Source organism: uncultured Rothia sp. (assembly GCF_963507905.1).
Lineage (GTDB): Bacteria > Actinomycetota > Actinomycetes > Actinomycetales > Micrococcaceae > Rothia.
Genome location: NZ_CAUOUU010000004.1, coordinates 117,300 through 130,061, shown reverse-complemented (window position 1 = coordinate 130,061; position 12,762 = coordinate 117,300). Strand labels below are relative to the sequence as shown.

General features: G+C 58.1%; 12 protein-coding genes. 4 read left to right on the top strand and 8 right to left on the bottom strand.

The genetic code is table 11. The features are described 5' to 3' along the window. Nucleotides 1–30: 30 nt before the first annotated feature. From RQ593_RS04225 to rfbB, 5 genes are all read right to left on the bottom strand, one after another. Nucleotides 31–1,329, bottom strand: a complete 1,299-nt coding sequence (locus RQ593_RS04225) for an aminotransferase class V-fold PLP-dependent enzyme (protein WP_049355034.1) — start codon at nt 1,327–1,329, stop codon at nt 31–33. Nucleotides 1,330–1,515: 186 nt separating this feature from the next. Next, complete coding sequence (gene pth / locus RQ593_RS04220) at nt 1,516–2,103, bottom strand: aminoacyl-tRNA hydrolase (protein WP_049355033.1); 588 nt, start codon at nt 2,101–2,103, stop codon at nt 1,516–1,518. A gap of 187 nt (nt 2,104–2,290) precedes the next feature. Then, nucleotides 2,291–2,911, bottom strand: a complete 621-nt coding sequence (locus RQ593_RS04215; RefSeq protein ID WP_005506952.1) for a 50S ribosomal protein L25/general stress protein Ctc — start codon at nt 2,909–2,911, stop codon at nt 2,291–2,293. A gap of 243 nt (nt 2,912–3,154) precedes the next feature. Then, nucleotides 3,155–4,582: a dTDP-4-dehydrorhamnose reductase gene (rfbD, locus tag RQ593_RS04210; protein WP_049355032.1), complete on the bottom strand. Its 1,428-nt coding sequence runs from the start codon at nt 4,580–4,582 to the stop codon at nt 3,155–3,157. After that, nucleotides 4,582–5,580: a dTDP-glucose 4,6-dehydratase gene (rfbB, locus tag RQ593_RS04205; RefSeq protein WP_044142793.1), complete on the bottom strand. Its 999-nt coding sequence runs from the start codon at nt 5,578–5,580 to the stop codon at nt 4,582–4,584. Before rfbB ends, rfbD begins: the two co-directional genes overlap by 1 nt. Before the next feature lie 74 nt (nt 5,581–5,654). On the opposite strand from rfbB, the gene rfbA reads away from it, so the two are divergent. The 4 genes from rfbA (at nt 5,655) to RQ593_RS04185 (ending at nt 9,358) form a co-directional block, all read left to right on the top strand. Further along, nucleotides 5,655–6,515 (top strand): glucose-1-phosphate thymidylyltransferase RfbA, encoded by an 861-nt coding sequence (gene rfbA, locus RQ593_RS04200; RefSeq protein ID WP_049346725.1) that lies wholly within the window; start codon nt 5,655–5,657, stop codon nt 6,513–6,515. Nucleotides 6,516–6,611: 96 nt separating this feature from the next. Beyond that, nucleotides 6,612–8,084, top strand: coding sequence for a polysaccharide biosynthesis tyrosine autokinase (locus RQ593_RS04195; protein WP_049346727.1), 1,473 nt, complete (start codon nt 6,612–6,614; stop codon nt 8,082–8,084). 111 nt (nt 8,085–8,195) lie between these two features. Next, nucleotides 8,196–9,053 carry a nucleotidyltransferase family protein gene (locus tag RQ593_RS04190; RefSeq protein ID WP_049355186.1) on the top strand — a complete coding sequence of 286 codons (858 nt, stop codon included), beginning with the start codon at nt 8,196–8,198 and terminating at the stop codon, nt 9,051–9,053. Then, nucleotides 9,050–9,358 (top strand): PqqD family protein, encoded by a 309-nt coding sequence (locus RQ593_RS04185; protein WP_049346731.1) that lies wholly within the window; start codon nt 9,050–9,052, stop codon nt 9,356–9,358. The genes RQ593_RS04190 and RQ593_RS04185 overlap by 4 nt, the downstream gene beginning before the upstream one ends. 88 nt (nt 9,359–9,446) lie before the next feature. Here RQ593_RS04185 and RQ593_RS04180 read toward each other — a convergent pair whose 3' ends face one another. The 3 genes from RQ593_RS04180 to RQ593_RS04170 all read right to left on the bottom strand — a co-directional run bounded on the left by RQ593_RS04180 (nt 9,447) and on the right by RQ593_RS04170 (nt 12,760). After that, nucleotides 9,447–10,694 (bottom strand): glycosyltransferase, encoded by a 1,248-nt coding sequence (locus RQ593_RS04180; RefSeq protein WP_049355031.1) that lies wholly within the window; start codon nt 10,692–10,694, stop codon nt 9,447–9,449. Between the two features lie 12 nt (nt 10,695–10,706). After that, a complete protein-coding gene (locus RQ593_RS04175) occupies nt 10,707–11,654 on the bottom strand; it encodes a glycosyltransferase family 2 protein (protein ID WP_049352040.1) in 948 nt (315 codons plus the stop codon). Between the two features lie 65 nt (nt 11,655–11,719). Further along, nucleotides 11,720–12,760 (bottom strand): glycosyltransferase family 4 protein, encoded by a 1,041-nt coding sequence (locus RQ593_RS04170; protein WP_049346739.1) that lies wholly within the window; start codon nt 12,758–12,760, stop codon nt 11,720–11,722. Nucleotides 12,761–12,762 lie beyond the last annotated feature (2 nt).

The following is a 12,762-nucleotide window of genomic DNA, read 5'->3' as shown; positions in this document are numbered from 1 at the left end:
TTGGGGCGCTAGCGTCTAACGCATCTACGTTTAGAAGCCGAAGTAGGGGCGCACCTCAGCAAGCGCCTTCAGGAAAGCGTCCACGTCTTCGGTGGTGTTGTAGATGTAGGTGGATGCACGGGTCGAGGCAGTCACGCCGGCACAGCGGTGCAACGGCTGGGCGCAGTGGTGGCCCACGCGCACGGCGATGCCCCGAGTATCGAGCAGCTGCCCCACATCGTGCGGGTGCACGCCGTCGATTGCGAGGGCTACCAAGCCAGCACGCTTGGAGGGGTCGGCGGGGCCGAGCAGACGCACGCCTTCAATCTTCTGAACACCCTCAACCAGGCGAGCGCCCAGTTCGTGCTCCCAGGCCTCAACATTCTCCATACCCAGGTGCTGCAGGTAGCGCACAGCGGCGGCGAAAGCTACCGCCTGGGAGACGCGCTGGGTACCCGCCTCAAACTTAATGGGGGCGGGCATGTACTCGGCGTCCTGCAGACCCACGCGGGTAATCATGGAGCCACCGGTCAGGAAGGGTGGCAGAGCCTCAAGCAGTTCCGCACGGCCGTAGAGGGCACCGATACCGGTGGGTGCCAGCATCTTGTGGCCGGAGAACGCCGCAAAGTCGACGTCCAGGGCGTGGAAGTCTACGGGCATGTGCGGCACGGACTGGCAGGCATCCAGCACAACGAGAGCGCCGTGCTTACGAGCCATGGCGACCATGCGGGGCACGTCGGTAATCGCGCCGGTCACGTTCGAAACGTGGGTGAACGCCACGATGCGGGTCTTCTCGTTGATGATGCCCTCGGCAGCTTCGTAGTCGAGCTGACCGTCCTCGGTGGAGGGAATGTGGCGCAGGGTTGCGCCGGTACGCTGGGCAAGAATCTGCCAGGGAATGAGGTTCGCGTGGTGCTCAATCTCGGTGGTGACGATTTCATCGCCGGGGCCCAGCGCGAAACGCTCAGCGGCGGGACCGCCAATACCCTGCGAGGCGTTACCAATGGAGTAGGCAACCAAGTTCAGTGCCTCGGTTGCGTTGGAGGTCCACACGATCTCTTCGTCAGTGGCACCAACAAAGTTCGCGACGGTAATGCGCGCATCCTCAAACAGGTCGGTTGCTTCGACCGCGAGGGTGTGGGCACCGCGGTGTACTGCGGAGTTAGCGTGCAGGTAGAAGTCGCGTTCTGCGTCGAGCACCTGAAGGGGTTTCTGGCTGGTCGCCCCCGAATCCAGGTAAACCAAGGGATGCCCGTTGACCTCGGTGTTGAGGATCAGGAAATCCTGGCGAAGCTGGCGTACGATGTCGTCGCTCAGCGGGGTGTTGGCGGGGGTGGAGTATTCAGCCACGGGTACCTTCTTCTCTCGCTCATACGCTCCACGGGTCGGGTATTTTCCCGTCGTGGAGCGTATAACGTCATTCTTTTCTAGCTTATTCCCTCACCGGGCTCTTGCATAGTTAGGTAGAGCCTAGTTCACACCTCGACCCGAATCATGCGTTGCCCCGGTTCAGTGCTTGCCCGGTGCGGTCACGCGCTAGGAGCCTGCGCCGTGGTAGCGCTGCTGGGTTGCCAGCAGGCCTTCCTTCACGAGCATCATGGTGGCATCAGCGGCGTTCGAGATGAGGAAGGGCAGGTCTTTCGATTCGGTGCTGCTGAAGGGCTTGAGCACGAAGTCTGCGGTGTCCATGCGTCCGGGAGGTCGACCGATGCCGGTGCGCACACGGTAGTAGTCCTTGGTGCCCAGTGCCTTGGTGATATCGCGCAGACCGTTATGACCGCCCTCTCCCCCACCAATCTTGAGCTTAATGGTGTCGAAGGGGATATCGAGTTCATCGTGCACAACAATGATATGGTCGGGGTCGATACCGTAGAACTTGGCGACGGCGCTGACCGGGCCGCCGGAGGTGTTCATGTAGCCGAGAGACTTCATGAGGATGACCTTGGGGCCACCAAAACCGAGGCGCCCCTCCACCACAACCGCGGAGGCCTTGGAATGCTTCTTGAAGCTGCCGCCAACTTCCTTGGCGAGCTCGTCCAGAACCATCTGACCAATATTGTGGCGGGTTTTCTCGTACTCCGGGCCCGGGTTCCCCAGACCAACAATGAGCCACGCATCAGACATATCTTCGCCCTTTCCACGGCGCTGTAAAAGGTTTTTTAGAAAATTCATGGACTACACCATTCTATGAGTATGGCCCGCTACCACCTCAGAAGAGAGGTAGCGGCGGGCCATCCACAGATCGCTGTTGCGCTAGGCGCAGGGCGCGGTCTTAGTGCTTTGAGTTATCTGAGTCGTGAGCTTCGCCAGCCTAATCTGATTCCTCGGAAGCTTCAACGATGTCACCCTCGGGTGCGTTTTCGCCTTCTTCACCGGGCTCGGGAACGTCGAGTTCCTCGGGCTCAGAAACGTTAACGATCAGCAGTTCAGCGTCTGCAACCAGGGTTACGCCTGAGGGCAGTTCAACATCTGATGCCAGAACGTGAGCGCCAGCTTCGCGGCCTTCGATGCTCACGGTCAAAGCTTCGGGTGCCTTCAGTGCGTCAGCTTCAACCAGAAGAACGGTTTCTTCCTGGTTAGCAACGGCGCCAACAGCGGGCTCGCCTTCAACGTGTACAGGAACCTCGATCTCAACGCGCTCGCCGCGCTTAACGGTCAGCAGGTCGATGTGCTGCAGTTCGGGGCGGATTGCGTGACGCTGGATGTCCTTGATCATTGCGAGGTGTGATTCACCTTCGATGTCGAGGTCGAGGATAGCGTTGGGGACGCGGGCAGCCAGGGTGGTTGCGTGGCCGGGGAGTACTACGTGCTTGGGCTCTTCGCCGTGGCCGTAGATGACGGCGGGGATGTCGCCTGCCATGCGGATGCGGCGCGCGTAGCCCTTGCCGAAGTCGCTACGTACGGTAGCTGAAATTTTGATGGTATCTGACATGAGTCGTCCATCCTTTCTTGGTTAGAAGTGATGCGCCAAGTGGAATAGGGACTGGCGCCAGAAATCTCTTTCCAACCAGCCACCGTCAGTTACGGACCTACACGTTTCGTGTATTCCACCGCCTTGGCCAAGACAATATTGTACAGGTTCCCGGCTCTTCTTCAAGGGCCGGGAACCTGTGATATGGCGCTTTTCACGCCTTTTATGCTGTTATCAGCAGATATAGGACCAAATCCTAGAGGATTAGGAACCCATTTCTGCAAGGTAGGCGGCGAGCGCCTCGCGGTGATCGCGCGGGGTGAAGCCTGCAGCAATCAGCTTGGACAGGTCCATTGCCGAGTTCGTCGGACGGTGAGCGAAGAGCTCAGCGTTGGCGAAGTATTCCTCGGTGGTGGTGTCGCTGACTCGTGCCGGGTCATGGCCGGTACCTTCGTACACTGCACGAGCAAACTGTGCCCAGTTGATGACTTCACCGGTGTTCGACACGTTGTAAGTGCCGTACTCTGCGCCGGAGAAGAGCAGGTGCAGGGCAGCAGCTGCCAGGTCCTGGGTGAAGGTCGGGCGGCCCCACTGATCGGCGACCACGGACGGGTCAATGCCGCGCTCAGCCAGGGATGCCATGGTACCCACAAAGTTCTTGCCGGCGCCAACAACCCAGCTGGTGCGCAGGGTGTAGTGCTTACGCCATGCGGCGGCGGCAACCTCACCGGCAGCCTTGGATGCGCCGTAGACGCTCAGCGGTGCCAGGGGGTAATCCTCCGGGTATTCCTCCTCGCCCAGGGGCAGGGAACCGTCAAAGACATAGTCGGTGGATACGTGTACCAGCGGCAGGTTAGCTTCTTCACAGATGGAGGCAAGAGCGCTCACGCCCAGAGCGTTAGCTGCCCAGGCGTCGCGGCGACCCTCGGGGGTTTCTGCCTGATCCACTGCGGTGTACGCTGCAGCGTTGATGACCGCGCGGAAGGAGCGCCAGCGGAATGCGTCACACCACTGCTCGGGCTTGCCCAGGTCGAGGCGGTCGCGATCCACAGCCAGGAAGGGTACGTTCTGCTCGGTGAGCTGGCGAACCAGCTCGGTACCGAGCTGACCGCCAGCGCCAATAATCAGGATCGGGTCGGCTTCCAGGGGCTTGATCTCGTTCAGACGCGGGTGGTTACGGTCCTTCTCGGAGAGCTCAGCCTTCGCCAGATCGATGGGCCAGTCGATTGCGACGGTCTCATCGGCAAGGTTCAGGAAGCTGTAGCCGGATACTGCGTCCGCCGACCAGTGGTCGTTCACCAGGTAGGTGTAGGCGGTGTTCTCTTCCAGGGTCTGGAAGGAGTTACCCACGCCGCGGGGCACGAAGATTGCGGTGTCCGGGCCCAGCTCCACGGTGACGACCTTGCCGAAGGACTCGCCGGCACGCAAATCAACCCACGCACCGAAGATACGACCGGTCGCAACAGAAACGTACTTATCCCACGGCTCGGCGTGGATACCGCGGGTGGTACCTACCGAAGCGTTGAACGAAATGTTGTTCTGCACCGGGTTGAAGTCGGGCAGACCGGCTGCGACCATCTTCTCGCGCTGCCAATTTTCCTTGAACCAGCCGCGGTTATCGCCGTGAACCGGCAGGTCAATGATGAGCAGGCCGGGAATCTCGGTTTCAGTAACCTTCAATTCCTTGGTCATTACTGGCCAGCCTTTGCGTACTTCGCCTCAACCTCAGCCTTCAGGGGCTCCCACCAGCCGCGGTTGTCGGTGTACCACTTAATGGTGTCGGCAAGACCGGATTCGAAGTCGGTGAACTTCGGCTCCCAGCCGAGCTCTGCACGCAGGCGGCTACCGTCGATTGCGTAGCGCAGGTCGTGGCCGGGGCGGTCAACCACGTGCTCGAAGTCGTTCTCGTCCTTGCCCATCAGTCGCAGGATGGTGCGCAGAACGGTGATGTTGTTCTCTTCACCGTCTGCACCGATGAGGTAGGTTTCACCAATCTTGCCCTGCTCCAGGATGCGCAGCACAGCAGAAGAGTGGTCGGATGCATGAATCCAGTCACGAACATTCAGGCCCTCGCCGTACAGCTTCGGGGTCAGACCCGAGAGGATGTTAGTGATCTGGCGGGGAATGAACTTCTCGATGTGCTGGTAGGGGCCGTAGTTGTTGGAGCAGTTAGAGATGGTTGCTTCAATACCGAAGGAGCGGACCCATGCGCGCACGAGCAGGTCGGAGCCTGCCTTAGTGGAGGAGTAAGGGGAAGAGGGGTTGTAGGGAGTGGTTTCGGTGAACTTTGCCGGATCGTCCAGCTCGAGGTCGCCGAAGACCTCGTCGGTGGAGATGTGGTGGTAGCGAGTGCCGTGCTTACGGACTGCTTCCAGGAGGCTGAAAGTACCGATGAGGTTAGTGTGGATGAACGGTTCGGGGTTGGACAGAGAGTTGTCGTTGTGCGATTCCGCAGCGTAGTGGACAACAGCGTCTGCCTTGCCGACCAGTTCGTCAGCCAACTCGCGGTCGGCAATGTCGCCTACGACAAGCTTGAAGCGGGATTCAGGAAGACCCTCCAAAGACGCAGCATTTGCGGCGTAGGTCATCTTATCCAGCACAGTAATAGTGTGATCAGTGTTATCGATGAGGTGGTGAACAAAGTTCGAACCAATAAAACCGGCACCGCCGGTAACAAGAATGTGAGCCATACGGTATATTTTACCCACTTAAATAGCGATTTTTATGCCTCAACAACGAGATAAACATGACACAATAAGAAGTTATGAAGGGAATTATTCTTGCCGGCGGCACCGGAAGCCGTTTGCACCCTATCACTCAGGGTATTAGCAAGCAGCTCACTCCGGTCTATGACAAGCCGATGATTTACTACCCGCTGTCCACTCTCATGCTGGCGGGTATCCGCGATGTTTTGATTATTACCACTCCTGCCGATCAGGAGCAGTTCCAGCGACTGCTCGGTGACGGTTCCCGTTTCGGTATTAATCTCGAATACAAGGTGCAGCCTTCCCCTGATGGCCTGGCACAGGCATTTATCCTGGGCGCCGATTTTATTGGTAATGACCCCGTAGCACTCGTGCTCGGTGACAATATCTTCTACGGCCCCGGTCTGGGTACTCAGCTTGCCACCTACGAGCAGAAGGACGGCGCAACCGTCTTCGCTTACCGGGTTGCTGATCCTCGCGCCTACGGCGTGGTGGAGTTCGACGAGAACTTCAACGCGCTGTCCATTGAGGAGAAGCCCGAGAACCCCAAGAGCGACTACGCTATTCCGGGTCTGTACTTCTACGACTCGAAGGTTGTAGAGTATGCACGTCAGATTAAGCCTTCTCCGCGCGGTGAGCTGGAAATCACTGACCTTAACCGCGTCTACCTGGAACAGGGTAAACTGAAGGTTGAGGTTCTGCCTCGCGGTACCGCGTGGCTCGATACCGGAACCTTTGATTCACTCGCTGATGCCACTAACTTCATCCGCACTGTTCAGAGCCGTCAGGGTCTGTCAGTTGGTTGCCCGGAGGAAATTGCGTGGCGCCATGGTTGGCTCTCCGATGAGCAGTTGCGCGACATCGCTACCCCGCTTGTTAAGAGCGGTTACGGTAGCTACCTGCTCGGATTGCTCCGCTAATAAACACCAGGGGATTTTCGTATCCCTTCACCGCCTGCAACAACACTCCACGTTGCAGGTACACTAACTCAAACTTTCTGGAGTATTCTCACTACCATGACCATTTTGGAATTTTTCCGCACCACGAGGGCTAACCTCTGGCTGCTGATTATTGGCATCGTTGTCGGTGCCGCAGCGGGCTTCGGCTATGCATCACTGCAGCCGAAGGTCTACGCCGCGTCCTCCTCGGGCTACGTGACCGTGGGCGAATCCGGTACGGTGGATGTTCTCTCTGGCTCTACAGCCGCTAAGGAGCGCGCTCGCTCCTATGCAGCTATCGTCTCCTCTGAGGCCGTGGCACAGAAGATTAAGCAGAACAACCCCGAATTATCGATGACCACCGGTCAAATTCGCGGTAGCCTCACCGCAACTGCAGGTGAAAACGCTGCACTGATTACCGTGAGCGCTAAGGCTTCTTCCCCGAAGAATGCACAGTTGCTTGCTAACGGTGCATTGCAGGCTACTGCCGACTACATCAAGGAAATTGAGCAGAACCCCGGTAACGCTCAGGCTCTGGTGAACGGCGAAAACACCGGCGCAACCCCGACCGGTGGCAACACCGTTCGCGTGATTCCGCTGAATAACGCGAGCGTGAACCCGCCGCTGGTAGCTCCGAACTACCAGCAGAACGTGCTCATCGGTGCTGGCACCGGTTTGGTTCTGGTCTACGCGGCAATCTTCCTGCGCCGTGCACTGGATCAGCGCATCCGTACCCGTGACGACGCTACCAAGGCAACCGGCGCAAGCGTCCTCGGTGTTCTGCCCGTCAGTGACGACCTGAACGAAGACAACATCGTTAAGGGCGACACCGACGACCACATCGCTCAGGAATCCATTCGTCAGTTGCGCACCAACCTGCGCTTCGTGAACGTTGACACTCCCCCGCGTTCGTTCATCGTTACCTCCGCGGTGCCCGGTGAAGGTAAGTCGACCGTGTCGCTGTCGCTGGCTCGCGCAATGGCTGATGCGGGTTCACCCGTCATCCTCATTGACGCCGACCTCCGCCGCCCGACTGTGGCTAAGAAGCTGAAGCTGGACGCTAAGGTTGGCCTGACCCAGGTTCTGGCTGGCCAGGTTGAGATTGCTAACGCTGTGCACCAGCTTGGTGAGTCGAACCTCTTCGTCCTGCCTGCAGGCCGTATCCCCCCGAACCCCTCCGAACTTCTGGGCTCGGATAAGATGCGCCAGCTGATTAACGAACTCTCCGAAGAGTTCATCGTGGTCGTCGACGTTCCGCCGCTGCTGCCCGTGACCGACGCTTCGTTGCTCTCCCACTCCGTGGATGGCGTGATCCTCGTTGGCTCTATCGGACGAAGCCACCGTGAGCAGATGACTGAAGCTTCCAACATCCTGAAGAAGGTCAACGCGAACCTCCTCGGTATGGTGCTGAACCGTGCACCCCGTAAGGGCCTGGGTAACTCCTACTACGGCTTCGGTTACGCAAGTGCCTACGTTGGCTATGCAACCTACTACGGTTACGGCAAGGAAGGCGACAAGAAGTCGTCAAAGAAGTCCTCGACCAAGAAGTAATAACGTAATAAGCGCCCTAAAACATAGGGAGCGACTTAGGGCGGGATGGGCAGTTTTTCTGCCCGTCCCGCCTTATACTTATCTGGTATACATGTGCACCGAAAGGCTATTGTGACCACTCACTCACCCAATACGCCGGAGCCGCAGACCACTCCTCTTGCGGCACGGATTCGGCTTGCGCACGCCTACTTCCAGCGAATTGCCGACATGCACTCCATCGATATTATGCATGTCAAAGGCTACGCTTTCTCCCAGGAAATTTACCGCAAAGGCAGGTACAGTTCCGATGCCGACCTGCTGGTCCGTCCCTCTCACGTGGACCGCTTTGTAGAGATCCTTTTGGCAGATGGATGGCGTATCCAAGCCCATTTCGAGACAGGCTCCGTGTTCGAACACGCGATGACGCTCTACCACGCTTCATGGGGTCTGACTGATATTCATCGTTTCTTCCCCGGTCTTGGACGCCACGGCGATTATGAGAAGGCTTTTGAACGCGTCTGGGCGGCACGCAAGACCCGTATGATTGCTCACCGTCCCTGCGTTGTCCCCAGTGATTTGGACGCGCGTCTTCTCGTGGTGCTTCACCGCGCCCGCGCAGCATCACGCTACAGCGCAGATATTAACTATCTGGTCTCTCTGCTCTCGTACAGCGATTGGCAGCGCCTGCGAGCCCGCGCGGAGGAGCTTGACTCATCCCTGGCGTATAGCGCGGCTATGGGCGGCTTGGAGCAGTACCGTGACGACCGCGACTACCTGCTGTGGCTGTCTGTCTCTCAGGACGTCCCCCACTATATTCAGTGGGTTGGGCGCCTGCAGGCGGCGACCACCCTGCACGATAAGCTACGCACCCTCAAAAATATTTTCTTCGTGAATAAGGACCACTTGGCGATGCAGCTGGGACGTACCCCCACCAAGGCTGAAATTCGTGCCAAGTTCTTTGAACGTTTCGGAATCAAGGTGAAAAAATGAGCAACCCGGTAGATTCCCGCCAGACCGTCTACGGTATCCCCGAGAACATCGCGTACGTTCATTCTGAAGAGTTCGCTAAGTACTCCCCCACAGCAACGTATCTTGCAAATCTTGCCAATGGTGAGCTGTCTGTTCTTCAGGATTCTGCCTCCATTATTTGGAGTATCTTTGAGGACCCAATGTCTCTACAGGAAGCTATCGATTTGCTCTGCGAAATGTATGAACAGCCCGTAGAGACCATGGGACCGCAGATCGAGGGGTTTATCCCCGAGCTGCTAGCCAAGGGGCTCCTAGAAGCCCGCTAGGCCTCCCAGAAGACACAAAGAAGGCGGGGCGGTAGAAACTTTATAGTTTCTACCGCCCCGCCTTCTTCTATGAGCAGCCTAGCTCTTTTTAGTCTTCGGGCAGAGCCTGCACGTACGTCTTTAGACGGCTAATGAAACGAGCCTCCGAGAAACCGTCAACGTGCTCGCGGATATAGTCAGCGTCCCAGTCAGTCGGGTTGAAAGCCTTGAGAGCTTCCACCAGCTGCTCCACGGTCGGCTGGTTGATGAACATGCCGGTCTTGCCCTCCTGGATGGTGTCCAGGAAGCCGCCCGCACGGTACGCAATCACAGCCTTACCGCTGGCGCCAGCCTCCAACGGAGTAATACCGAAGTCTTCATAGGAGATAGCCAGCAGAGCCAGACAGTGCCGGTACGCGTAACGCAGCTGGGCGTCCGAAATGCCAGAAACGATACGAACAGTGGGGCCTGCAAGCGCTTCAAGGCGTTCCTTTTCCGGGCCGCGACCAACCACCAGCAGCTTCTTACCCAACTCATTGCAGGCTTCAACAGCCTTATCAACATTCTTGTAGGGCAGCAGGCGAGAAACGATCAGGAAATAATCGTCCGATTCGGTGAACTCTTCCAGGCCCGGGATAGGCTCAACCGGTGCGGTGGTGTCTACCGAGTGCGGCGGGAAGAAAATCGGAACGTCCTTCTTACCGTAGACATTCTCAATACGCTTCTTAATGACGCTCGCATTCGCCACATACACAGCCGAGCGGTGAGCAGCCCAGTGATCCCACAGCATCAGTGCAGGACGCAAGGTCTTCAGCAACAGCGGCACGGGACCGGTGCTCTTCTCGCCCAGGTACTGATCGCTCAAGTACAGCCATCGCGCCGGCGAATGGCAGTAAATGAACTTGCGGCCGGCGAAGTTGAAGCCGTGCGCCCAACCGGTCGTCGATACCACAGCGCGCTCAGCCGGTACCTTCAGGAAAGAAGAAGCAATCGGCAGAATTGGCAGAGCCATGCGGTGGTTACGACGTAGGTAACCAATCTTGTTCAGCGGGCTGGTGATGATTTTCGCATCTTTGAACTCCGGGAAGGTGCCCTCCGGATCGTACAAAGTCGTGTAAATCGGCGCGTCAGGGAATGCACGATGCATTGCCAGCACAACACGCTCCGCACCGCCACGCTGAGTCAGGTAGTCGTGGGCAATTGCTATCTCTTCAGTAGCCTCAGGCTTGACCAGCGGCACGTAACGGCGCGCCAGATGGGCAAGCTTCTTGAGGCTCTTCGGGATATCCGCGAGCACCGCGTCAGGGTTCTTCGGCCCGGTAAACGGAGCGGAGGTCAAGAGCTGAGTGAGTGACATTTTCTTTTCCTCCTAAAAGACTTTCTGAGCACGCTCAGGGTAGTGAATACCGGCGTAAGATGCAGCCTCAACCTGCAGTGCCACAAGCTTCTCAGCGGCCTTAGCGGGCAGCTTCAGCAGAATCTTATCGCTCGCATCGCCCAGAGCCTTAATGGTCTTCTCCGTGGTGAAACGAGCGAGGGTCTTGACCAGCAAACCCCACGGACCCGTCGGATTCGGGGCGGGGTGTGCTTCTTCACCATGCTTACGCACGAAGATAGTGCGGGCAGAACCCGAGTGCAGGGCACGCAGGGCACGCACAGCAGTGGTGGTAGCCTCGGCGTAGTGCTTGACCTCAACCTCATCAGAGATGATGATGCGGCCACCAGCGTCATGAACCATCTTGCCCATGTCTACGTCTTCCCAGCCGTAGAGACGGTACGCGGGGTCGTAGCCGCCAGTACGCTCAAAGTACTCCGCAGAGATAGAAGAGTTACCGTTCCAGTACAGCCAACGGCCTTCTTCAGCTACACTGAGGGCGCCCTCTTTGAATCGAGCATCGCGGAAGTTACCGTACACACGAGAGTAGGGAGTGTCCGGGTACACGTTCTTCAAGGTACCAATCACACCGTCATAATCACGGTGCAGGCGGATCTGCGCCTCGACGTAGTCGGATGCCGGCTCAAGATCGTCATCGCAACGGATGAGGACATCCGCATCAGCCGCACGGTGGCCAGCGTTCAGCGCAGCCACGCGGCCACGGTTCTCCTCGAAAACGATCTTGGTCAGGTTCAGCTTGCCTTCGGCAATGTAGCGGTCAAGCACAGCTTCACTGTTATCGATATCGCCGTCGAGGACCACGATAACTTGGAAGTCCTTCTCGGTCTGGGCGGCAAGCGCATCCAGCGGGTAGTGCAGAATATCTGCACCACCGCGAGACGGAATGATAACCGCAGCCTTGTAGCGGTGAGTAGTCGTCATAATTTTCCTTCGGGGTTTGAGTGAGAGGATATCCGTTGGGAATGGCCTATACGTTTAGAGGCACCTTAGCGGATAAAACGCTCCAGAATCTCACCAACACGGACCTTGCCTGCTTCAGGCGAGTAATTCTCCTGCCAACGCCAGAACAGCTCGGAGGTTCGCTCCGCCAGGGCATCCGTATCTTCTCGAAGCTCAGTACCCAGGCTCTTAATGGCCTGCGCAAGAGCTACCGGCTGATCAGCAGGCACAACGTACGGGTACGACGCGCCGCCCAGCACCTCCGACAGAGCACCAGCATCACTGACCACCACAGGGACGCGCGCGCTCATCGCTTCAGCGACCACCAAGCCAAAGGACTCAGGGGCAATCGAAGGTACAACAAGCATGTCAATGTCACCGAAAAGACGGTCTGGGGTAGTCCAGCCCAAACGCGTGCTGAACGTAGCAACACGGGCTAGGGCGTCCTCAACCTCAGCACGTTCTTCATCAGATGCGAAGACAGGCTCGCCACCAATCACCAGGTCGTATTCAATACCGTTAGAGTTCAAGGAACTCATCGCCTGGCACAGGGTCGCGATGCCCTTAGACGGAGTCAAACGCCCCAGGTAACCGACGCGAAGTCGGCGCTCCCCCACACGGTGATCCAGCTCGGTGGATACGCCACTGACCCAGTTCGCGAACAGCTCGCTACCGGGGCAGGCACGAGCCACATAGCGGCTAGGCACCAGGGTGACAGACGCCTTATGGCGGGCAAAGGGTACGAGCTTCGCGTTCACACCGGTAGGCAGCTGGTGCAGGTGCACGATGCGGTTCTTACGGCCGCCCGTTGCCGCTGCGGGAACCAGACCATTGCACCACAACAGAACGTCCTTATGGCGAGCGTGCCAGCTACGCAGAGCCACCATGTACTGTGCGCGGTTCTTAGCCGGCAAGACAATGCGGGGGAACCCCTCATCCGCAGCAGCTTCTACAAGCTGCTTCGGCTCGGAAGGACCCACAATAGTGACCTTGTAGCCAAGGCTACGGGCTGCGCGGGCAATGTTCAGGAGCATGACCTCGCCGCCGCCCATGTCACCGTTATTGGTGGCGATGTAGAGTTCTTTCATCG

Excerpts from the sequence above, each read along its gene's own strand:
- pth (WP_049355033.1), bottom strand. The coding sequence starts at position 2,103 with ATGTCTGATGCGTGGCTCATTGTTGGTCTGGGGAACCCGGGCCCGGAG.
- RQ593_RS04215 (WP_005506952.1), bottom strand. The coding sequence starts at position 2,911 with ATGTCAGATACCATCAAAATTTCAGCTACCGTACGTAGCGACTTCGGC.
- rfbD (WP_049355032.1), bottom strand. The coding sequence starts at position 4,582 with ATGACCAAGGAATTGAAGGTTACTGAAACCGAGATTCCCGGCCTGCTC.
- rfbB (WP_044142793.1), bottom strand. The coding sequence starts at position 5,580 with ATGGCTCACATTCTTGTTACCGGCGGTGCCGGTTTTATTGGTTCGAAC.
- rfbA (WP_049346725.1), top strand. The coding sequence starts at position 5,655 with ATGAAGGGAATTATTCTTGCCGGCGGCACCGGAAGCCGTTTGCACCCT.
- RQ593_RS04195 (WP_049346727.1), top strand. The coding sequence starts at position 6,612 with ATGACCATTTTGGAATTTTTCCGCACCACGAGGGCTAACCTCTGGCTG.
- RQ593_RS04185 (WP_049346731.1), top strand. The coding sequence starts at position 9,050 with ATGAGCAACCCGGTAGATTCCCGCCAGACCGTCTACGGTATCCCCGAG.
- RQ593_RS04180 (WP_049355031.1), bottom strand. The coding sequence starts at position 10,694 with ATGTCACTCACTCAGCTCTTGACCTCCGCTCCGTTTACCGGGCCGAAG.
- RQ593_RS04175 (WP_049352040.1), bottom strand. The coding sequence starts at position 11,654 with ATGACGACTACTCACCGCTACAAGGCTGCGGTTATCATTCCGTCTCGC.
- RQ593_RS04170 (WP_049346739.1), bottom strand. The coding sequence starts at position 12,760 with ATGAAAGAACTCTACATCGCCACCAATAACGGTGACATGGGCGGCGGC.